The 21,766-nt window shown below is 40.6% G+C and carries 15 protein-coding genes, 1 tRNA gene and 1 other RNA gene; 10 read left to right on the top strand and 7 right to left on the bottom strand.

The window, feature by feature from the left end; genetic code table 11:
* The first annotated feature begins 35 nt into the window (after window positions 1-35).
* The 4 genes from ABD769_RS14165 (at window position 36) to ABD769_RS14150 (ending at window position 4,265) form a co-directional block, all read left to right on the top strand.
* Complete coding sequence (locus tag ABD769_RS14165; protein WP_344852069.1) at window positions 36-968, top strand: PKD domain-containing protein; 933 nt, start codon at window positions 36-38, stop codon at window positions 966-968.
* A 9-nt stretch (window positions 969-977) separates the two neighbouring features.
* A complete protein-coding gene (locus ABD769_RS14160) occupies window positions 978-2,081 on the top strand; it encodes a DUF5074 domain-containing protein (RefSeq protein WP_344852068.1) in 1,104 nt (367 codons plus the stop codon).
* A 1,004-nt stretch (window positions 2,082-3,085) separates the two neighbouring features.
* Entirely contained in the window at window positions 3,086-3,820 is a 735-nt protein-coding gene (locus tag ABD769_RS14155; protein WP_344852067.1) for a helix-turn-helix transcriptional regulator, read from the top strand.
* Between the two features lie 40 nt (window positions 3,821-3,860).
* Window positions 3,861-4,265 (top strand): VOC family protein, encoded by a 405-nt coding sequence (locus ABD769_RS14150; RefSeq protein ID WP_344852066.1) that lies wholly within the window; start codon window positions 3,861-3,863, stop codon window positions 4,263-4,265.
* A 106-nt stretch (window positions 4,266-4,371) separates the two neighbouring features.
* Here ABD769_RS14150 and ABD769_RS14145 read toward each other — a convergent pair whose 3' ends face one another.
* From ABD769_RS14145 to ABD769_RS14135, 3 genes are all read right to left on the bottom strand, one after another.
* On the bottom strand, window positions 4,372-5,073 hold the full coding sequence (locus tag ABD769_RS14145; RefSeq protein WP_344852065.1) for a hypothetical protein: 702 nt from the start codon (window positions 5,071-5,073) through the stop codon (window positions 4,372-4,374).
* Between the two features lie 31 nt (window positions 5,074-5,104).
* Window positions 5,105-5,788: a hypothetical protein gene (locus tag ABD769_RS14140; protein WP_344852064.1), complete on the bottom strand. Its 684-nt coding sequence runs from the start codon at window positions 5,786-5,788 to the stop codon at window positions 5,105-5,107.
* Between the two features lie 172 nt (window positions 5,789-5,960).
* Window positions 5,961-6,359 (bottom strand): VOC family protein, encoded by a 399-nt coding sequence (locus ABD769_RS14135; RefSeq protein ID WP_344852063.1) that lies wholly within the window; start codon window positions 6,357-6,359, stop codon window positions 5,961-5,963.
* Between the two features lie 273 nt (window positions 6,360-6,632).
* Here ABD769_RS14135 and ABD769_RS14130 point away from each other — a divergent pair, with 273 nt between their 5' ends.
* Entirely contained in the window at window positions 6,633-8,459 is a 1,827-nt protein-coding gene (locus ABD769_RS14130) for an ABC transporter ATP-binding protein (RefSeq protein ID WP_344852062.1), read from the top strand.
* Window positions 8,460-8,516: 57 nt separating this feature from the next.
* On the opposite strand, the gene ABD769_RS14125 is transcribed toward ABD769_RS14130, so the two are convergent.
* A tRNA-Lys gene (locus ABD769_RS14125) sits at window positions 8,517-8,589 on the bottom strand.
* Window positions 8,590-8,772: 183 nt separating this feature from the next.
* Between ABD769_RS14125 and ABD769_RS14120 the strand changes: the two genes are divergently transcribed.
* From ABD769_RS14120 to ABD769_RS14110, 3 genes are all read left to right on the top strand, one after another.
* Entirely contained in the window at window positions 8,773-9,891 is a 1,119-nt protein-coding gene (locus ABD769_RS14120) for a formylglycine-generating enzyme family protein (protein ID WP_344852061.1), read from the top strand.
* Between the two features lie 93 nt (window positions 9,892-9,984).
* Window positions 9,985-11,271 carry a sugar MFS transporter gene (locus ABD769_RS14115; protein WP_344852060.1) on the top strand — a complete coding sequence of 429 codons (1,287 nt, stop codon included), beginning with the start codon at window positions 9,985-9,987 and terminating at the stop codon, window positions 11,269-11,271.
* Between the two features lie 142 nt (window positions 11,272-11,413).
* Window positions 11,414-11,920 (top strand): D-glycero-alpha-D-manno-heptose-1,7-bisphosphate 7-phosphatase, encoded by a 507-nt coding sequence (locus ABD769_RS14110; protein ID WP_138821120.1) that lies wholly within the window; start codon window positions 11,414-11,416, stop codon window positions 11,918-11,920.
* A gap of 697 nt (window positions 11,921-12,617) precedes the next feature.
* On the opposite strand, the gene fsa is transcribed toward ABD769_RS14110, so the two are convergent.
* Window positions 12,618-13,277, bottom strand: a complete 660-nt coding sequence (gene fsa, locus ABD769_RS14105) for a fructose-6-phosphate aldolase (RefSeq protein ID WP_086546195.1) — start codon at window positions 13,275-13,277, stop codon at window positions 12,618-12,620.
* 92 nt (window positions 13,278-13,369) lie between these two features.
* Window positions 13,370-13,469, bottom strand: an RNA gene (gene ffs, locus ABD769_RS14100) — signal recognition particle sRNA small type.
* Between the two features lie 420 nt (window positions 13,470-13,889).
* Here ffs and gltB point away from each other — a divergent pair.
* A complete protein-coding gene (gene gltB / locus ABD769_RS14095; RefSeq protein WP_344852059.1) occupies window positions 13,890-18,389 on the top strand; it encodes a glutamate synthase large subunit in 4,500 nt (1,499 codons plus the stop codon).
* Between the two features lie 3 nt (window positions 18,390-18,392).
* Window positions 18,393-19,859 carry a glutamate synthase subunit beta gene (locus ABD769_RS14090; RefSeq protein ID WP_344852058.1) on the top strand — a complete coding sequence of 489 codons (1,467 nt, stop codon included), beginning with the start codon at window positions 18,393-18,395 and terminating at the stop codon, window positions 19,857-19,859.
* 215 nt (window positions 19,860-20,074) lie between these two features.
* Here the strand turns inward: ABD769_RS14090 and ABD769_RS14085 are convergent, their stop codons facing one another.
* Window positions 20,075-21,685: a metallophosphoesterase gene (locus ABD769_RS14085; protein ID WP_344852057.1), complete on the bottom strand. Its 1,611-nt coding sequence runs from the start codon at window positions 21,683-21,685 to the stop codon at window positions 20,075-20,077.
* Between the last annotated feature and the right edge of the window lie 81 nt (window positions 21,686-21,766).

The following is a 21,766-nucleotide window of genomic DNA, read 5'->3' as shown; positions in this document are numbered from 1 at the left end:
GGATTCACGCTCTTTTATAATTCAATAATCTTATTATGAAAACAAAATTTATCATCACCTTAACGCTTTTATCAGCCGTGCTTTTTTCTTGTAAAAAAGAAAATGCAGTTGAAAAAGAGGGCGAAGGGGAAAAGCCTGTTACTAACCAATCGCCATATTTAAATAAAATATATGAATTTAAACAGGCGCCAGGTCAATTTACCAACGACCTTGTTAAAACCGATGTATTAATCGGCAGCGCGGGTAACGGCCTCGTTTCACTTGGCGCTTTTGGTGGATTTATCGTATTTGGATTTGATCATAGCGTAACCAACGCAGCAGGAGCCGATTTGGGTATTTACGGTAATCCGTTAATCGGCGCAGATATGGAATTTTCTGAACCCGGAATCGTCTCAGTAATGCAGGATGTAAACAAAAACGGTCTGCCTGATGATGTTTGGTATGAACTGGCCGGAAGTGAATACAATGCCTCAACCACCATCAAAAACTATAAAATTACCTATTATAAACCAGCAAAAATAACCGACGATATCCGCTGGACAGATAATCAAGGTAAAGAAGGACTGGTATTGAGGAATCAGTTCCATACACAGGATTATTTCCCTTTATGGTCAACCGCCAGTGAAATTTCTTTCACCGGAACATTGCTTAAAAACACCCTTACCCCAGGTGAGATCATTACCAACAAACCTTTCGCCTTTGGTTATTCGGATAATGGCTCAAATGAGTACATTGCTTTGCAGGAATCGTTGGGAAGGGGATATAACACCTTCGATATCGATTGGGCAGTTGATGCCGCAGGGAAAAAGGTAAATCTGACTTCAATTGATTTTGTAAAGGTGTACACCGGGCAAAACAGCAATGGGAATCCTTTTAGTCCGGATAATGACAACGATCGTTCGCGCTACCTGGGCGAAATCTCAACCGAATTTGGTGGAGCGGTTGACCTTAAACTTTTAAAAAAATAAATACACAATATGAAACAATTTAACTTAAACCAATTTTTAGCAGGCGCACTATTTCTTACAACAGGATTATACTCTTGTAAAAAAGACAATGTAGAGAATCTGCAGGTAGATCCTGTTGAAGGTAAATATAAAAATGGCTTTTTTGTAATAGCAGAGGGCTCCATTGGGCAGAATTCAGGTAGTGTGAGCTTTTACCATTATGGCGACGATACCCTTAATATCAGGGTTTATGAAAAAGAAAACCCGGGTAAAATATTATCAAATGCGGCGAAAACAAGCACCTTACAGTTTGCCTCCATTATTAATGGTAGCATCTACCTGATGAGCAAAGTAAACGGACCCATCGTAAAAATACACGAATATACCTTAAAAGAGGAAGCCAGATATGTGCAGGAAGCCAGCAACTGGAGAAGCATTATACAGGTTGATGGAAACAGGGGATTGGTGAGCGCAAACGACGGCGTTTATCAGATCGACCTGAACACACTGGCTGTGCAAAATAAACTGACTTCAATTGGTACGGTAAATACGGGCGACATGTGGAAAAAAGGTGATTATGTGTACTTATTACAGAGCAACGGAGCCAAAATTGTATCTGCCAATAACTATTCGCTGGTAAAAAGTTTCTCTAACATTAACCGTGGGTTTGCGCAAACACCAAATGGGAAAATCTGGGGATCAACAGGCAGCAGGTTAATTGCCATTGATAACAACCTGGATACTGCTGGTGTAGCACTAAAGGTTGCAGTGGGTACATTCGCACTTGAAGCGCCGACAAGGCTCACCGCATCAACCAAAGAAAATGCCGTTTTCTATCATTCAGGAAAAGCCATTTATAAATATGTAGATGGTGATGCCACTTCATTAGCCCAACCTTTTATTACCATTACCGAAGATCCCTTTATGGTTTATGGCGCCATCCGTTACGATAAAAACAAAGATTACATCGTGGTTAATGGAATTCAGGGTTATGGCGCTGCATCTACCGTTAACTATTTGCTAATCTATAATGCATCAACAGGCGCTTTGGTTAAAAGAATTAAATATGGCGGCGATGGTGTAACCACTGATTTTACAAAGATATTTTTTAATGATTTAGCCATTTTCCATTAAAATATTATAATGCCTCAAATGTTAAAGGTCTGCAAAATTATCATTGCAGGCCTTTTTTATAAAGCTTGATTTTAATACTACAAGCCCTTATTTATAAACCCGGTAGTAGCGGCAGCCTCCGGTTTTTCATCGGAGTTACAGCGGATAACGGGATTATCGTTTCCGAAGTACTGCCAACTTTCCTTTTCAGAAAAGAAACTCTACTCATTTTTGCGCCTCGCTAAAGCCTATTTTTTTGCCACGGAAGCACAGAAAACACGGACAATATTTTTTGACACTAAAATAATATTAAAATATACTGAAATAGACGCGTCGAAGACTAAGTTAGTGTCTCGCAAGACTCAAATCATATCAAAATACAGTTAAATATACTCATCGAAGACTGAAATATACTCACCGAAGACTGAAATATACTCATCGAAGACTAAATTTGTGTCTCGCAAGACTCAAATCATATCAAAATACAGTGAAATATACTCATCGAAGACTGAATTAGTGTCTTGCATGAATCAAATCATATCAAAATGCAATGAAATATACTCACCGAAGACTGAAATATACTCATCGAAGACTGAATTAGTTAACCTGTGCTCTGTGGCTAAAAATTTAAAATAAGCTGATCATTTTGGAGCGCAGTTGCGGTGCTGGTCGGTGCCGGTAGTCCCGCTTTCCTTCCTGCCCCGATGAAAAATCGGGGGCATCCATCCAATCGGGCTAAGAACTATTGTTTGTGTCCTTAAAAGCGACCGTTGTAAATAAACCTGATAGAGCAGGTTAGCCCGGACGCCGATTCTTCATCGGGGGAGGACTAACAGCGATAGCAGGGCTGCTACCCCCCATGAAACAATGACATTCGTTTCCAAAAAATAATGCGATAACCATGCCTTTTCAAAATGCACTATAGTTAAATGCGGTAGCCTATATAAAATCTCCGTGTTAATCCGTGCATCTGTGGCTAACAAAACCCATCCCTTTCGTATATTTAACCACGCATTCCTAACCCCATGAGCATCCACACCGATATGAAAAGGCTTAGCCGACTAAGCGCTATTTTATTGCAATTGCAAACCAAAAGACTGGTAAATGCAAACGATCTGGCAGAAAAGTTTGCTGTAAGTGTGCGCACCATTTACCGCGACATCAGGGTATTGGAACAAACCGGTGTGCCCATCGCCAGTATAGAAGGCAAAGGTTACGCACTGGCCGAAGGTTATAAAATCCCTCCGGTAATGTTTACCGAACAGGAAGCCAATGCCTTAATCACGGCTCAGCAATTAATTAACCTGAATAAAGACAGCTCACTGATTGACACCTATAAAACAGCGGTAGACAAAGTAAAAGCCGTATTGAACTACACTGTAAAAGATAAAGTTGAACTGCTCTCTAAACGCGTCGCCGTGAGTCCGGCAAGCCTTGAGCAGCCTACCAGCAGTTCCTTAACCGCAATCCAGAATGCACTCACCAGTTTTACCGTGTTACGTATGAGTTACAGGGCAGAAGGTAAAAACGACAGTTCGGAAAGGCTGATTGAGCCTTTCGCTTTTTATTACAGCATGCAGCAACACTGGACGCTGATTGCCTTTTGCAGGCTGAGAAATGATTTTAGAATGTTTCGTTTAGATAGGATAGAAGCAGTTTACCCAACCGATTTTAAGTTTGCCCCGCATCAGCTCAGTCTGCAGGAATATTTACAGGAAAAAGAAAAAAACTTTACGGCCCCTGACAAACAGTTGTCATAAGCACCCAATACCTTCGTTGCACAATTAAAATTAATTAGCAATGAATTTAATATCAACCCGCATCATTACCGCTCAGGTAGAGGTACTCATTAGTTTTTACGAACAGGTAACTGGCCTTACAGCCACCAGGTTCACACCCGATTTTGCAGAACTGAAAACCAAAACCGCTACTTTGGCCATTGGCAGCACCCGGACTTTACAGTTTTTTGGCGGCGACAGCGTTGCCCAACCTGCACAGAACCGCACCGTAATTATCGAATTCAGGGTTGATGATGTGCAGCTACTTTTTGAAAAGTTAGCCGTTTCCCTGAAAAGCTATATTTTGCAAGAACCCACCCTCATGCCCTGGGGCAATCAATCTTTATTGTTAAGAGATCCTGACGGCAATCTGGTCAACCTTTTTACTCCGGTTACGCCAGAGGCTGTTGAGAAGTTTCGGGGGTAGTTAAAACTGATATGTTTCAGGGATGAAATAAAAAGGGGCTGTCCGATCATTTTCGGACAGCCCCTGGTTTGCCTTGTTAATAATTTATAACCGGAATAATATTACCTTAAAACGGATACGAATAGAGTGTGGTGTTGCTTTTAATGTCTTTTGCAACGCTGTAACTACCATATCCATAACCAAGATTGCGATTTGTTAGGTTATACACAATAAAATCGAAATTAATATTCGAAGGCAACCTGAATGATACAAATCCGTTAGCGTCCGTTACGCCTTTAAGGGCTGAAGAACTGATTATTTCTGCAACATTACCAGAGTTGAGTTTAATGTCGTTAACCGGATAAGCAACCACACCCACGTTTCTTAAGGGAGTTCTGTAATCGCTGGTGGATATCAGCGTAAGGTTTAAAACGCCTGAAAAGTCAGAAACTTTAGTGCTCTTCTTTTTATCCGTATTGGCAACAACCTGAACAAATTCATTAATACGGTACCTCAACTGATTAACAATTGCAGTATCTGCAGTTACAAGGTAATTTTTGGGTAACAGCTCAGAGAAATTAGCTACGCCATCCTGATCTGTACTTATGGTACTAATTAATGCATTTGGAGTTGGATAGCTTGTATTTAAACTGATTTGCGCATCGTATAACGAAACTTTAATCCCGGCTAAACCTTTCCCTGCATCATCTACGAGTTTATAACTCAATTTGCCAGAATTTACACCATCAACTAATTTAACGTTGGTAATCTTCTTGCAGGAGAGTGCTAAAATAAACAGCCCCAACAGGGCCATAATTTTACATTTCATATTCTATAAAATAAGCTCGGTTTCGATCAAACTATGGTTGATATATAGTCATTGAATAGTTAACCGTGGCATCTTTTTGTACCGATACGCTACTATTATAGTTGTAAGAAGCATTGTTAACCGTGTTATAAAGGTAAATTGAATACTGCTTATTTGAAGGGATTTTGAAAGTAATTAAACCGGCATCGTTGGTAACGCCCGAAAAATCGGCAACTTTTAAATTGGCAGCAGTAGTTGATGCATAATTGAATTTATTTGACGGAATTACAATCACACCTATGTTTTTTAAAGCCTGATTATTATTGTAGGATCTAACGCTAAGCGCAAATGTTCCTGAATAATCTGTTACTTTGGTTTCTTTAGCTTTAACAGCACCCGTAAGCACCTGAACATATTCCTGAACCATATATGCTACATTATTTACCTTTGCAGAATCAGCAACGAGCATATAATTATTTGGATTAAGGTCTCCAAAGTCGGCCAAACCATTTGGATCTGTTAAACGTGTTTCTAAAAGGACGTTGTAATTTGAATAATAGGCATCCGTACGGTCAAATAAAGATACTTTTACATTTGGCAATCCTTTTCCGGCACCATCAGTTAACCTATAGGTAAGTTTTCCGCTGGTTGAAACGGTCACATCAACATTAGTAGTTTTTTTGCAGGACATAAAAGCTGCAACAAGAAGAATTAAGAGGGTTAATTTTGATTTCATATTTATTTTATTTTGGGCGCAAATATAGAATAATGATTGAGCACTTATTAAATATTTTTTCCAATTAAAAAAGAAGACAAATAGTGATTTGATAATCAGGGGAATTAGAAAATTACAAGCAGAATGAAATACCCGGAATTTAAACGAAATGTCTCTATATCCTTACCACATATCACATATTATCCATTAAAATTACATTGAATTTATGCCCGTCGGGATCTGTAAAAGTAAAGCCATAATAATTGGCTTCATCTCTTTGTACTTCCTTCACGATGGTACCCCCTGCATTTTTAACCTTATCGGCAAATTCATTTACTTCTGCTTCAGTTTCTGCTGATAGGGTGAAGACAATTTCGTTGTTTGATATAGGTTCCGGTGCTAAAAATTCATCTATTGTGGAGCCCTGTTGAAAAAAATGGATCACAAAATGATTTGCACCAAAAAGAAAACTGGCCAATTGAGGTGCATTGTTTGGTCCATAAGGGCTGAAACCCAAAGCGGTATAAAACTGATTGCTGCGCTGAGCATCTTTTACGCTGTAATTTGCCCAGATTTTTGTTTTTGCATTCATATCGATGTTTTTTATTAAAGATGATCTCAAAATTATCGTTTAAATCAGAAATACATCAGGTGCAGGGGTGACATTTTACAGGGCTGTTTGTGCCAGAAAAAGTCAGCTTAGGATATTTTAGGAAAGTTAAATAAACAACGAGTTTAACCTGCATAAATTTCTGAAGATATTTAAAGTATTTTTGATGCTGATCCGTCTTCACTATCACAATCCTTTTTAATGTTACAATTGGCATCAAAGAAGGAAATATATCTCAAAGATCAACATAAAATAATGGCTAGAAAACAGTTAAACAGTGGAAATGCTCCGGGCGTGGAATTAGCAAAAGCAAAAATAACCAGAGAAAGTTTGGGCAATGTTGCCCGCCTGCTTACTTATTTAAAACCCTATCGCGGCAAATTCGTTGCCGCATTGTTTTTTCTCTTTTTATCGAGTTTGGTTGGACTGGCCTTTCCATCTTTTATCGGTGCTTTAATTGATACTGCACAGGGTAAACACACCAATAGTTACCTGCCGGGCACCATACAGGGTATTTTAATGTTAGCTTTCGCAGTATTAGCATTGCAGGCGGTGGTGTCTTATTTTAGAATCTTATGGTTTGTCAATGTAGCAGAACGCTCCCTGGCCGACATCAGACGCGATACTTACTTCAAACTGATCACCCTGCCCATGAATTTCTTCTCCAACCGCAGGGTAGGCGAGCTGAACAGCAGAATCTCTGCCGACCTTTCTCAGGTTCAGGATACCTTAACCACAACCATTGCAGAAATGTTGCGGCAGCTTGTGTTATTTGTAGGCGGGATTGTTTTTATGGCCATCATCTCGAAAAAACTGGTTTTTGCCCTGCTGTTGGTTTTACCGGTGATGATTGTGTTTGCGGTACTTTTTGGCAAGTTTATTAAAAAGATTTCGCGCCAGGCGCAGGATAAAATGGCCGAATCAAACAGTATTGTTGAAGAAACCTTATCTGGCATTTCGAATGTAAAAGCTTTTGTAAACGAAGCATTTGAAGCCACACGTTACAAAAACACCATCCGCGAAGTAGCTGATATTGCCATCAAAGGCGCGAAATACAGGGGCATGTTTGTTTCTTTTATTGTACTCTGCGTTTTTGGAAGCGTGCTGGGAGTGATTGGTTATGGTTGTGTACTGGTCAGTCAGCACGAAATAACCTTTGGCGAACTTCTAAAGTTCTCATTATACGCGATGTTCCTCGGCAGTTCGCTGGGAAGTTTTCCCGAACTTTTTGCCAACCTGCAAAAGGCTGTTGGGGCCAGCGAAAGGGTACTGGAGATATTGGGAGAACAGGGAGAGCCGGTATCTATAACAGAAAAGGATAATGCGGTAAAACAAAAAATAACAGGTAATCTCGCTTTCAACCACATTAATTTTGCCTATCCTTCAAGGCCGGAAGTTGAAGTGTTAAACCAGGTATCTTTTGAGGCTAAAGCCGGACAAAAAATAGCGATAGTGGGTCCAAGTGGTTCAGGTAAATCGACCACTGCAGGATTGATCCTGCAATTTTACCATCCGCAGAGCGGTGAAATATTGTTCGATGGCAAACCAGCCTCGGCCTATTCGCTTACGGATATAAGGAACCAGATCGCGATTGTGCCGCAGGATGTGATGTTATTTGGCGGAACGATATTGGAAAACATTGCTTATGGCAAGTTAACAGCCACCAAAGCAGAAATTATAGAGGCCGCTAAACGGGCAAATGCTCATGATTTTATCAGTGCATTTCCTGAAAGTTACGAAACCGTAGTTGGAGAACGTGGGGTAAAACTATCAGGCGGACAGCGTCAGCGCATTGCCATTGCCCGCGCACTGTTAAAAAACCCGTCTATTTTAATTTTAGACGAAGCCACATCTTCACTTGATTCTGAATCGGAACGTTTGGTACAGGAGGCCCTTGAAGAATTAATGAGCGGCCGCACCTCTATCATCATCGCCCACCGTTTATCAACCATTCGTGAAGCAGACAGAATCCTGGTAATGGAAAAGGGACAGGTTATTGAATCGGGTACTCATCAGGAACTGATGAGGAGTGAGCAGGGTTTGTATAGGTATTTGAGCGGCTTACAGTTTGAGGTGCAGTAGTAAAGGCTAAAAACAAAAATGGGAAAGAACTCGATTTCTCTAGTCTTTCCCTTCTTGTGATCCCGCTGGGATTCGAACCCAGGACCACTACATTAAAAGTGTAATGCTCTACCAGCTGAGCTACGGAATCTACTTTGTTTAAAAACGTTGTGCGTTTCCTTTAAAGTGGTGCAAATATAGGGTTATGATGTATTTCATGCAAATAAAAAATCACCAAATCCCTTACTGTATTGATTTATAGGCGAATTAATTATTTACCTTCTGTTTTTTAAATAGATTTGATATTTTTATCGCTCCATATTTAATCGCTGCCATGTATAAATTTCTTTCCTTCCTGTTTTTTTTGCCGCTTCTCTTTACATATTCATGCAAATCCGATCGTGTTAAAGAAGAAGAAAAGGCTAAACACCGGCAGGATTCACTGGCTTCCTGCGAAAAGAATATGCCCAGTCGTTTTGGTGCCGTAAAAGATTCTTCCAGTTTTGCTTCGAACAAAGTGAGTCACGAGGGTATGGTTTTAATACCTGCAGGCCAATTTGCAATGGGGGCTTCCGATAAAGAGGGCAGGGATGATGAATATCCTCAGCACAAGGTTAAACTGGCTTCATTTTGGATCGATGTAACCGAAGTAACCAATGCCGATTTTAAAAGATTTGTGGATGCCACAGGTTATAAAACCACTGCCGAGCGCAAACCCGACTGGGAAGAAATGAAGAAACAACTTCCGGCAGGTACACCGAAACCACCCGATAGCGTTTTTGTGGCCTCATCTCTGGTTTTTTATCAACCCAAAAGCATCACTTCTTTAAACGATGCATCACAATGGTGGCGCTGGGTTAAAGGTGCCGATTGGAAACATCCGCATGGCCCTAAAAGCGATATCAAAGGAAAAGAGAACTATCCGGTTGTGCATATTTCATGGGATGATGCCATGGCTTATTGCAAATGGTCGGGCAAACGTTTACCTACCGAAGCTGAGTGGGAATATGCTGCCAGAGGTGCATTAAAAGACCAGAAATACCCATGGGGAAACGAGGATATCGAAAAAGGCAAGGCTAAAGCCAACACCTGGCAGGGCGGTTTTCCTATCAAAAATACCGGTTGGGATGGCCACAACGGATTAGCGGCCGTGAAACAGTTTAAAGCCAACGGATACGGATTGTATGATATGGCCGGCAATGTATGGGAGTGGTGCAGCGATTGGTACAGGCCCGATTATTATGCTACGCTTCAGGGCATAAGCAATAATCCTCAGGGACCATCAGACAGTTATGACCCAATGGAGCCAACGGTACCTAAAAGAGTGGTTAGGGGAGGTTCGTTTATGTGCAATGCTTCTTATTGCAAAGGATACCGCGTAACCTCAAGAATGAAAACCTCTACTGATACCGGCCTGGAACACACGGGTTTCAGGTGCGTAAGTTCCAATTAACAATAAATTTAAAATCACGCAAACGTTTGCACAATACATAATTAGATTTTATTGTTTAGTTTGGCCGTATCAATTTAAACCGAACCAAACTTTATGCAACAAACCACCAAACCGGGCCAAACGCAGGGGCCGAAGCCATTAATTATCATCTGTGCTTTATTTTTTATTTTTGGCTTTGTAACCTGGGCAAACGGAACATTAATCCCATTTTTTAAATTATCTTTCGGCTTATCAAATTTACAGGCGTTCTTTGTAACCTTTGCCTCGTATATGGCTTATTTCTTTTTAGCCTTACCATCATCCTGGATCCTTAAAAAAGTAGGCTTCAAAAATGGTATCGTTTTAGGCTTAGTAATTCTGGGTTTAGGTTCTTTAATATTTATACCTGCAGCATCAACACGTACTTTCGGCTTATTTCTGACCGGTATTTTTGTTCAGGGCGCTGCACTGGCCTTGCTTCAAACCGCCTCTAATCCTTATTTAACCATTATTGGCCCCATAGAAAGTGCGGCAAAAAGGATCAGTATTGCCGGGATCTGTAATAAATTTGCCGGAATGATTGTTCCATTAATCATGGGCAGTTTGTTCCTTAAAAATGCTTCTGAAGTGGAAAAACAAATTAAAGCAGCTACAGGAGCGGTGCACGAACAACTTTTAAACGACGTTTTAGGACGTGTAAATATGCCATACATTGTTCTGGCAATCGTTTTTAGCCTCTTTGCTTTTTTCATCAAGTTCACTAACCTTCCGGAAGTTGAAGTAGAAGAAGATGTAATAGACGAAACCAAAGGGGAAGTGGTAAAACACAAAAGCATTTTCCAGTTTCCACATTTATTCTTGGGCGCACTTTGTATTTTCGTTTATGTAGGCGCAGAGGTAATGGCGGGCGATATTATAGGGATTTATGGTCGCGAGTTAGGCATTAGCACAGAGATTAGCGGAAAATTAACCTCGATTACCCTTTTTAGTATGTTAATCGGTTATATTATTGGTATCGTTACCATTCCAAAGTATATATCTCAACAAAAAGCCCTTAGAATTTGTGCAATTTTAGGGATCATATTTACGGTTTTATCTTTCGCCATTTCGAGTTGGTTCGCGGTTATTTTTGTGGCCTTATTGGGTTTGGCAAATTCGTTAATGTGGCCGGCAATTTTTCCGCTGGGGATTAGTCATTTAGGGAAATTTACCAAAATTGGTTCAGCCATTATGGTAATGGGTATTGCTGGCGGCGCGATTATGCCTTTACTGTATGCATTTTTGAATGAAAAATTACACGTTCACTTCCAATTGGCCTACCTGTTAACCGTATTGCCTTGTTACCTTTATATTTTGTTCTTTGCTATAAAAGGCCATAAAGCCGGACTAAAGTTAAAATAACCAAAACCAAATAAATTTTATGATTAAGCCCGGTCTATAATTAGATTGGGCTTTCTTTTGTGCTTAATTTTCAGTTATTTTGGCGAAATTATAAATGAGGTCTGAATCTCATATCTCAAATCATAATACTCATATCTCAATAATGAACAAAGCTATTTTTCTCGATCGCGACGGAGTACTTAACCACGAAATTTACGATTACATCTGCCGGGTAGAAGATTTTAAAATATTAGATTACCAGATCCCTGTACTCAAAAAGTTCTTCGACGAAGGCTATCTGCTAATCGTAATTACCAACCAGGGCGGCATTGCCTTGAAACGTTATACCGAACAGGAACTGGCCATTATGCACCAGATGTTAAGGAATGCTTTTGTTGCCAAAGGAGCAGATATTGCCGGTTTTTACTACTGTCCGCACCACCCAACCGTTGGCGGAGAATGCAAATGCAGAAAACCAGCCTCCGGAATGATTCTTGATGCCATCGACATGTACGACATAGATCCCGCACAATCTGTAATGATCGGCGATAAACCACGTGATGTTGAAGCCGCAAACGGGGCAGGTGTAAAGGGAATCCTGATCGAACCTGATGAGCAGATCAGTTATGAGAAAGTGAAAGAGGTTTTGAAAAGAGAATCTTTAGTTTAGTTTGGAGTTTGGAGTAGGCATAGCAGCCAACAAACCTTAATGGTCTTAACTTCTTAATGTCCGGAAAACGTAAAATGGAAGATGGATGATGTAACCTGCAATTCGTCCCTTATGCGTCTTATATTTTCTATTTTAATAATCCGGGCGTTTTAACACGCTGTACACTATATCTTTTTGGCTGTCCTTCGACTACGCTCTCCACAGGAGTCCTTTGGACAGGATGACAGCCAAAAAGGATGCCGTTTCCATCGTTAACACAAAATAACGCGATGACTTACGAAGTTTAGAAAGGGAAGGAGAGAGTAAATAACTTGGTAAGTCAGAAGCTTCTGAAATCTATTACGGCTTTTCCTCACCTAATACTTACGAAATCCTTCCATGCACTTGCCCATTAAGATTTCGTAAGATGTCCTGGCCACCTAGACCTGATTGAAATGGCATTCCGGTATCACTAACTATTGGTTTGCACTGAACAACCACCGGAATATAATGTAAAGCAGGACTGTTGTAACCGATAAGCACTGTAACTGCTCTCCAAAAAAAATGGAAAATGTAAAAGGGAAAACGACAGATGTAGCCTGCGACTTGCCCATCATCCATTTCCATTATGCTCCATCTTCCGTAAAACAAAAAATCCTAAGTCTTAAACGGGAAACCCGACTCAAGACTTAGGACTAAAGACTCTCGACTTTAAATATTACTTACCCGCTGCCTTAGCATGATCTGCTAAGAAAGTAGCCAAACCGCTATCGGTTAAAGGGTGTTTCAATAAACCAACAATTGCAGCCAAAGGAGCAGTGATTACATCAGCACCCAATTTAGCACAGTTTACAATGTGCAACGGTCCGCGGATTGAAGCAGCTAAAATCTGTGTTTCGTAACCGTAGTTATCAAAAATAGTTCTGATATCTTCGATCAATACCAAACCATCGCTCGAAATATCATCCAAACGACCTAAAAACGGAGAAACATAAGTAGCTCCGGCTTTTGCAGCCAATAAAGCCTGACCGGCAGAGAAAATTAAAGTACAGTTGGTTTTGATTCCTTTTGATGAAAAATATTTAATGGCTTTAACACCATCTTTAATCATCGGAACTTTAACCACAATTTTAGGGTTTAAAGCAGCTAAAGCTTCACCTTCCTTAACAATCTCGTCGAAAGTGGTCGAAATTACTTCTGCACTTACGTTATCATCAACGATATCGCAGATTGCTTTATAGTGGTTAATTACATTTTCATCGCCGGTAATACCTTCTTTAGCCATTAAGCTAGGGTTGGTGGTTACACCATCTAAAATGCCAAGATCTTGCGCCTCTTTGATTTGATCAAGATTTGCTGTGTCAATAAAAAATTTCATGCTTATAAATTCTTAAAATGATTATTAGGTTCTGTTGCTAGAACCCCTGAAGAATTTAATATCCCCCCTTCAGGGGGTTAGGGGGTAAAAAAAAAGGGCAAGCACCTTCTATCGCACCGCTACAACCTTCTACCCTTGCTATGTTCCCATCCTGGGGGAGTTCAAAGGGAGCTGGTCGTAAAAGACTTGCCCGGCCACAAAGGTAGAAAAAGAAGTTGTTTCACAAAACCCAATTTTCTATTTTTTTTGTCATTTAAGCTATGTTGCTGATTAGTAAATTAATAAATTTAAAATGTGTATTTTTAGGAAGGCAAAAACAGGAGTAAATAATCAAAATGCTTAATTATATTTATTAATAAATTAAAAATTTAAATATAAATCACAAATTAAAACGTTTTAGGCTCAATTTTATTAAAAAAAGCCAAATTATTATAGGATATTACCATTATGGATTTCATAAATAATAAGCTAAAAAATTATAAATACTTTAATTTAATTGCTTTATATTACATAAGAACTAAAATTTTTCTAAAAAATATATCAACTCTGTAATTTAAGAATTCTTTTTCGTATCTTAGTGTTTCCTATACACTAACAACTAACGAGCAAAGAATGGAACCAAACAGTGGATTGTACGATGCGCAATTTGAACACGATGCCTGCGGTATTGGGTTCGTTGCGCATGTGAAAGGGCGAAAATCGCATCAAATCATCTCTGATGCACTTACTATTTTAGAGAACCTGGATCATAGAGGGGCAAGTGGCGCAGAACCAAATACCGGCGATGGTGCAGGTATTATGATTCAGATTCCACATGAATTTTTTTACGACGAATGTTTAAAAGCTGGCTTTAGCCTACCAGAAACCAATAATTATGGTGTTGGTATGTTATTTATGCCAAAGGATATCAGATCCAGGGAAGAGTGCAGAGAATTGATTTACCGTGCCGCCGAAAAACTAGGCCTTGAGATTTTAGGCTTCAGAAAGGTTGATGTTGATACAACCGATATTGGCAGCATGGCCCTTTCGGTTGAACCTGAAATTGAGCAGGTATTTATTGCACGCCCTTATGCGGTGGCACCTGGTGCTGATTTCGAACGTAAACTCTACATTTTCAAAAACTACCTGATTAAACTGATCGTGAATACCGTTCACGGTGGCAAAGATTTTTATATCGTTTCGCTTTCTGCGCAAACCATTATATATAAAGGTCAGCTTACTTCATTGCAGGTACGTACATATTTTAACGATCTTACCGATAAACGCGTAGTTTCTGCGCTGGGTTTGGTACACTCACGTTTCGCAACCAATACTTTCCCGTCGTGGAGATTGGCCCAGCCGTTCCGCTTTATTGCACACAATGGCGAGATCAATACTTTGCAGGGAAATTTAAACTGGTTCAGGGCAGGTGTTAAATCTTTTGCTTCGGCATATTTTACACCGGAAGAACTGGATATGTTATTGCCGGTAATCGACGAAACCAACTCTGATTCGGGCTGTTTGGATAACGTAATCGAATTGTTGCTTCATGCAGGCAGAACACTTCCTCACGTATTGATGATGCTGGTTCCGGAGGCATGGGACGGCAACGAGGATATGGATCCTGTTAAAAAGGCATTCTACGAATTCCACGCTACTTTAATGGAGCCATGGGATGGACCTGCTGCCATTGCTTTTACCGATGGTAAATTAATTGGTGCAACTTTAGACCGTAACGGATTACGTCCTTCGCGTTATACCATTACTTCTGATGACCGCGTAATTATGGGCTCTGAAGCTGGTGCATTGGCTATTGATCAGAGTACGGTGATCGAAAAAGGCCGTTTAACCCCTGGCAAAATGTTCGTAGTGGATATGGAGCAGGGCAGAATCATCAGCGACAACGAAATTAAACAACAGGTTTGTGGCAAAAGTCCTTACGCCGACTGGATCAACCAATACCAGATCCGTTTGGAAGAATTGCCTGATCCACGCGTAATGTTCACCGGCCTGTCAGAAGAATCTATTTTTAAATATCAGCAGGTTTTTGGTTACAGCAGAGAAGATATAGATCTTTTACTTAAACCAATGGCCATCGAAGCCAAAGAGCCAATCGGTTCAATGGGTACTGATACCCCTCTAGCTATATTATCAAAACGTCCTCAACACTTATCTTCTTATTTTAAACAGTTATTTGCACAGGTAACCAACCCACCAATTGACCCCATCCGCGAGAAAGTGGTGATGAGTTTGGCCAGTTTTATGGGCAGCATGGGTAACCTGCTGGATGAAACACCAAAACAGGCGCACTGCGTAGCTATTAAACACCCGATTTTAACAAATCAGGAACTTGAAAAATTAAGAAGTATCGATACCGGTGTTTTCCAGGCTAAAACTTTACAGACTTATTTCAGGGCCGATGGTAAACCTGGCGCTATGGCAAAAGCTTTAGACCGTTTGTGCCGTTATGCCGTTGATGCCGTTGAAGATGGTTTCCAGGTAATTGTATTAACCGACAGGGCAATCGATTCAGAGCACGCTGCAATGCCATCCTTATTAGCTGTTTCTGCAGTACACCATCACTTAATCCGCAAAGGTTACCGTGGTGCAGTAGGTATTGTAATCGAAGCTGGAGATATCTGGGAAGTGCATCACTTTGCCACTTTATTGGGCTTCGGTGTTACTGCGATCAATCCTTATTTAGCTTTAGAAACCATTAATGGTTTCCAGCAAGAATCTGGTTTATCAGCAGAGCAGTTAACCAAAAACTACATTTATGCGGTAAATAGCGGATTGCTTAAAATCTTCTCTAAAATGGGAATCTCAACCCTGCAATCGTACCAGGGTGCGCAGATCTTCGAGATTTTAGGTCTGGATAAAAAAGTGGTGAATACTTATTTCACAGGTGCGGTTTCGCGCATCGGTGGTTTAGGTTTAGATGAAATTGCAAAAGAAACCTTAATTAAACACCACCGCAGTTTTGGTCCGTTAACGCAGACCGAAAACTTATTGCCTGCTGGTGGAACTTATAAATTCCGTCGTAAAGGTGAAGCGCATTTGTTTAATCCGCAAACCATTCACTTATTGCAGAATGCTACGCGTAAAAATGATTACAACATATTTAAACAATACTCTAAACTGGTAAATGAGCAAACGCAACAGGCTTATACCATCCGTGGATTGTTCGAATTTAACTATAGCCGTCCGTCTGTTCCTTTAAATGAGGTAGAATCTACCGAGGCAATCTTAAAAAGATTTGCAACAGGGGCAATGTCGTTTGGTTCCATTTCGCATGAGGCACACTCAACCCTGGCTATTGCCATGAACCGCATCGGCGGAAAAAGCAATACCGGAGAGGGTGGTGAAGACGAAATGCGTTATACTAAATTGCCAAATGGCGACAGCATGCGTTCGGCCATTAAACAAGTGGCTTCTGCACGTTTTGGTGTAACCAGCTATTATTTAACCAATGCCGACGAGTTACAGATTAAAATGGCTCAGGGTGCTAAACCTGGAGAGGGTGGACAGTTACCCGGACACAAAGTGGATGACTGGATTGCAAAAGTTCGTCACTCTACACCAGGTGTGGGTTTAATTTCTCCGCCACCTCACCACGATATTTATTCGATTGAAGATTTGGCTCAGCTGATTTTCGATTTAAAAAATGCCAACCGTGAAGCAAGAATCAATGTAAAACTGGTTTCGAAAGCAGGAGTTGGTACCATTGCAGCGGGTGTAGCTAAAGCACATGCTGATGTAATTTTAGTATCGGGTTTTGATGGTGGTACCGGAGCATCTCCGCTAACGTCTATTCAGCACGCAGGTTTACCTTGGGAGCTTGGATTGGCAGAAGCGCATCAGACTTTGGTGAAAAACAAATTACGTAACCGTATCGTGTTACAAACAGATGGTCAGCTTAAAACAGGTAGAGATATCGCTATCGCTGCTTTATTAGGTGCCGAAGAATGGGGTGTGGCTACTGCAGCCTTAGTAACTTCGGGCTGTATCATGATGCGTAAATGCCACCTAAATACTTGCCCGGTTGGTGTGGCTACGCAAGATCCGGAATTAAGAAAATTATTCACCGGTGATGCTGATCACGTCGTAAATTTATTTTATTTCCTTGCTGAAGAATTGCGTGAGATTATGGCTGAATTAGGTTTCAGGACTATCCACGAAATGATCGGCCAGGCTGATATTTTAAAAGTACGCGAATTGCCTGCTGAAGACTGGAAATTAAAACACCTTGATTTATCGGCTATTTTATACAAAGCTGAAGACAATGGCTTGCCGCTGTTCAATACCGAAGGTCAGGATCATGGTTTAGATCATGTGTTAGATCATAAATTAATTGCCGCTGCACAACCAGCTATTGACAATAACGAGCCTGTTTTCGCAAGTTTCGAGGTTAAAAATACTGACCGTGCATTAGGTACCATGTTATCAAACGAGATTTCGAAAGTACATTTGGGTGCAGGCTTACCTCCGGATACCATCAACTTTAAGTTTGTGGGTTCAGCCGGACAAAGTTTCGGAGCTTTCAACACCCGCGGGGTAACTTTATCGTTAGAAGGTGAAGCGAATGATTACGTAGGTAAAGGATTATCAGGAGCAAGATTGGCCATTTATCCTTTCTCAAATTCAACTTTTATACCGGAGCAAAATATCATTATCGGTAATGTGGCCCTTTATGGCGCAACTTCTGGTGAATTATTTGCCCGTGGTAAAGCCGGTGAGCGTTTCGCGGTACGTAATTCCGGAGCAACTGCGGTTGTAGAAGGAGTGGGCGACCACGGTTGCGAGTACATGACAGGTGGTGAAGTGCTGATCCTTGGAGATACCGGAAGCAATTTTGCTGCCGGGATGAGTGGTGGTGTGGCCTGGATCTATGATGCAAACGGAACTTTTGCACGCAAATGCAATAAAGAAATGGTTGATTTAGATCCATTACAAGCTGAAGATGAAGAACGTATTTTAGCACTACTTAAAACACATATCCGCTTAACAGATAGCAGGGTTGCAGAATTTATCTTAAGTGATTGGAAAACACAGTCCGCTCATTTTGTAAAAGTATTCCCTAAAGAATACAAAGCGGTTTTAAGCAAACGTAATCAACAAGTAAAAACACACTAGGCCATGGGAAAAGTAACAGGATTTCAGGAATACGATAGAGTTGCGCCCACAAGAGAAGAGGCTGCAACACGTGTAAAACACTATGGGGAATTTTTAAATGAATTGCCCGCTCAAGAATTAAATAATCAAGCTGCCCGTTGTATGGATTGCGGCGTTCCTTTCTGCCAGTCAGGTTGTCCGCTGGGCAATGTGATCCCGGAATTTAACGATGCCGTGTACCAGGGAAAATGGGAATTAGCTGCAAATATTTTATTAAGCACCAATAACTTCCCCGAATTTACCGGCAGGATTTGCCCGGCACCATGCGAATCTGCATGTGTATTGGGTATCAATCGTCCACCGGTTTCTATCGAGGAAATTGAAAAACACATCATCGAAATCGCTTTCGAAAAAGGTTTTATTAAAGCTAAAGCTCCACTAATCAGAACCGGTAAAAAAGTTGCTGTAATTGGTTCAGGTCCTGCAGGTTTAGCTGCTGCTGCACAGTTAAATAAAGTAGGACATGAAGTTACCGTTTTCGAACGTGATGATGCGCCCGGAGGTTTATTAAGATATGGCATTCCTGATTTTAAACTGCAAAAAAATGTAGTGGATCGCCGTATCGATTTAATGAAAGAAGAAGGCATTATTTTCAGATGCAACGCCAACGTAGGCGAAAATGTTGAAATCGGTACTTTATTAAGAGATTTCAATGCCGTGGTTTTAGCCGGTGGTTCTACCATCCCACGCGATTTACCAATCCCTGGCCGTTCTGCCAAAGGTGTTCACTTTGCTATGGATTTCTTAAAGCAACAGAATAAACGTGTTGCCAACAGGGCCGTTGAAGTGGAAGATATTATGGCTACAGGTAAAAATGTAATCGTAATCGGTGGTGGTGATACAGGATCTGATTGTATCGGTACTTCAAACCGTCATGGCGCTAAATCGGTTACGCAGTTCGAAATTATGCCAATGCCGCCACAGGCACGCAACGAACACATGCCATGGCCAAATTATCCGATGTTGCTAAAAAATACTTCATCGCATGAGGAAGGTGCACAAAGGGCATGGTCGGTAAATACCAAAAACTTTATTGCCGATGAAAATGGAAACCTTAAAGCTTTAAAGGTAGTAGATGTTGAATGGGAAATCGATGCAAATGGTCGTCCGGTTACTTTTAAAGAAGTTGCGGGTACCGAAAGAGATCTTCCTTGCGAACTGGTACTTTTAGCAATGGGTTTCTTACATCCGCAAAAAGAAGGATTAATTGAAAAACTAGGGGTAGAGCTGGATAACCGCGGAAATGTTAAAGCTTCGGAACATACTTACCAAACCAATATTGCAAAGATTTTTGCTGCAGGTGATGTTCGCCGCGGACAATCGTTAGTGGTTTGGGCCATCTCCGAAGGCAGGGAAGCTGCACGCAAAGTAGATGAATACCTGATGGGTACCACTAAACTGGCATCAAAAGATGCAGTTGCTTACGCTTAAATAAGTTACAGTTCTATATTTTTAGGGTCGTGGTGCAAGCCACGACCTTTTTTGGTTTATAATTAATCCGTCATTCCCAATCTGATTGGGAATTGTAATGCCTGATAGGTTTAGAAATCCCGCCTGCACTGGATAAAAGTAATCATAGATCTTTCTATAAAATTCATTATTTAAGCTCCAGACATGCCGGAGCCTAAAAATATTTCCTTCATACATTAAGGAGTGCTACAATTGCTGCCGATCAAAGGCGTATATGTACTATTCAATTGTGTGGTATGAAATTTAAAATAACACCCGCTGTTATAATATACACCCTCCATGTAGCCATTATTATAATTATTAGCATGTTCAAGATCTATCGCCAGTATTTTGCTTTGATACAACAGCGTAATTTGGTTATTAAGAATGGTGTGCCCAATATACGTACGATCTGCCCCAAACTTAGCAAGTATGGCATCTACTTCGGCTTGCGTAAGGGTTTGCTGAGCCATTCCTCTATACCAATAAAGACCAACAGAACTACTGGTAGCCGTCTTACAATTTTGAGTAGTACAGGTTTTGTTAATCACATTGCCTACATACACATTAAGATCGGTTACGGTTTTTGGCAATGCAGCCACATCAGGACTGATACCGGCATGTAAGAATAAAGTATTGCCTGATTTTTCTAAGATATTCTTGCTTCTTAGCCACTTACCTAACTCGCTATCAGCATCGTATAGTGCAGAATAGGGCTCACCTATGGTTTGGGCATTGGCCGTATATTTTGCGTTCACATAGCGATAATCTCCTATCAGATTCATAATATCATGATTTCCCAATATAAAATGCACTTTACCACCCACATTTGCTGCTTCCTGTTCCAGTTTATAGATCAGCCACAAACATTGTGTTACATATTTTCCTCTGTCAAAAACATCTCCCATAATGAAGAGGTGGCCTGTACCATAACTCCACTTGTAGTTGTTATCTATAATATTTGCTTTTTTGAGTAGCAGAATAAACGCATCTATACTACCTTCAATATCGGAGGTTGCGAAATATTTGGTTGGTAATGTGGCCGATTCTGATGGCTCACGATTGAGTAACTGCGGCTTCAGATTTACTGCAAAAGAGCCACCTCCCGGCAGTTCTACATTAAGATTTACCTGATCGCGACTAGCATATGTTTGGCTCACATAACCGTTTTGCTTAGTAATCGATTTTACGATATACTGGTTGTTCCTGAAAAACACATATGGTCCATCAGGATCTGATTCTACAGCGTTCCTGATCGAGAGATCAAAAGACACATCACTGCTACTGCTATTCTGGTTATGTACTTCAACGGCTATAACATTATCTCCGGTACTGAAATGTGATTTTGCTATCTTATAAGTAAAAAAGTTATTTTCCTGAGCGGTAGGTATAAAAGTACTTGTTCCGGTGGTGTAGGTAATGGTTCCGGTTTGAGGCATTAGCGGTGTGCGCAGTACTTCAGTTCCATTAATATATACTACAGCTCCATCGTCATGTATCATAGAGAGGATTACCGAATCAGGAAGTGCATTTACATCAGTTATATTAACATGCTTCCTAAAGTAATAAGTCACAAATCCCGATTGTAGAACTGTAGCTTCATCGCCGTCGCCAAAGCCAAATTGGCCTGATCCCGTTTTCCAGCCTGAATCGTTAAAGCCGGCAGAACGCCAGGCTGAGCCTTGATCAGATCCATTATCAAGGTATTTCCAGCTGGATTTTTCATCCACTACTGATTGTGGCGAAGTTACACCCTGAACTACAGATTCTTGTTTTAGTTCATCGTTTAAACCTGGATTTAGACTCATTTTTTGGCAACTCATTGTCGCAGCTACCGCAACAAAGCAACAGGCAAGTAGAAATTGTTTTTTCATTTTTTGTTTTTCATA

It is taken from the genome of Pedobacter jeongneungensis (assembly GCF_039538295.1).
GTDB lineage: Bacteria > Bacteroidota > Bacteroidia > Sphingobacteriales > Sphingobacteriaceae > Pedobacter > Pedobacter jeongneungensis.
This window is presented reverse-complemented; position numbering and strand designations above follow the sequence as displayed.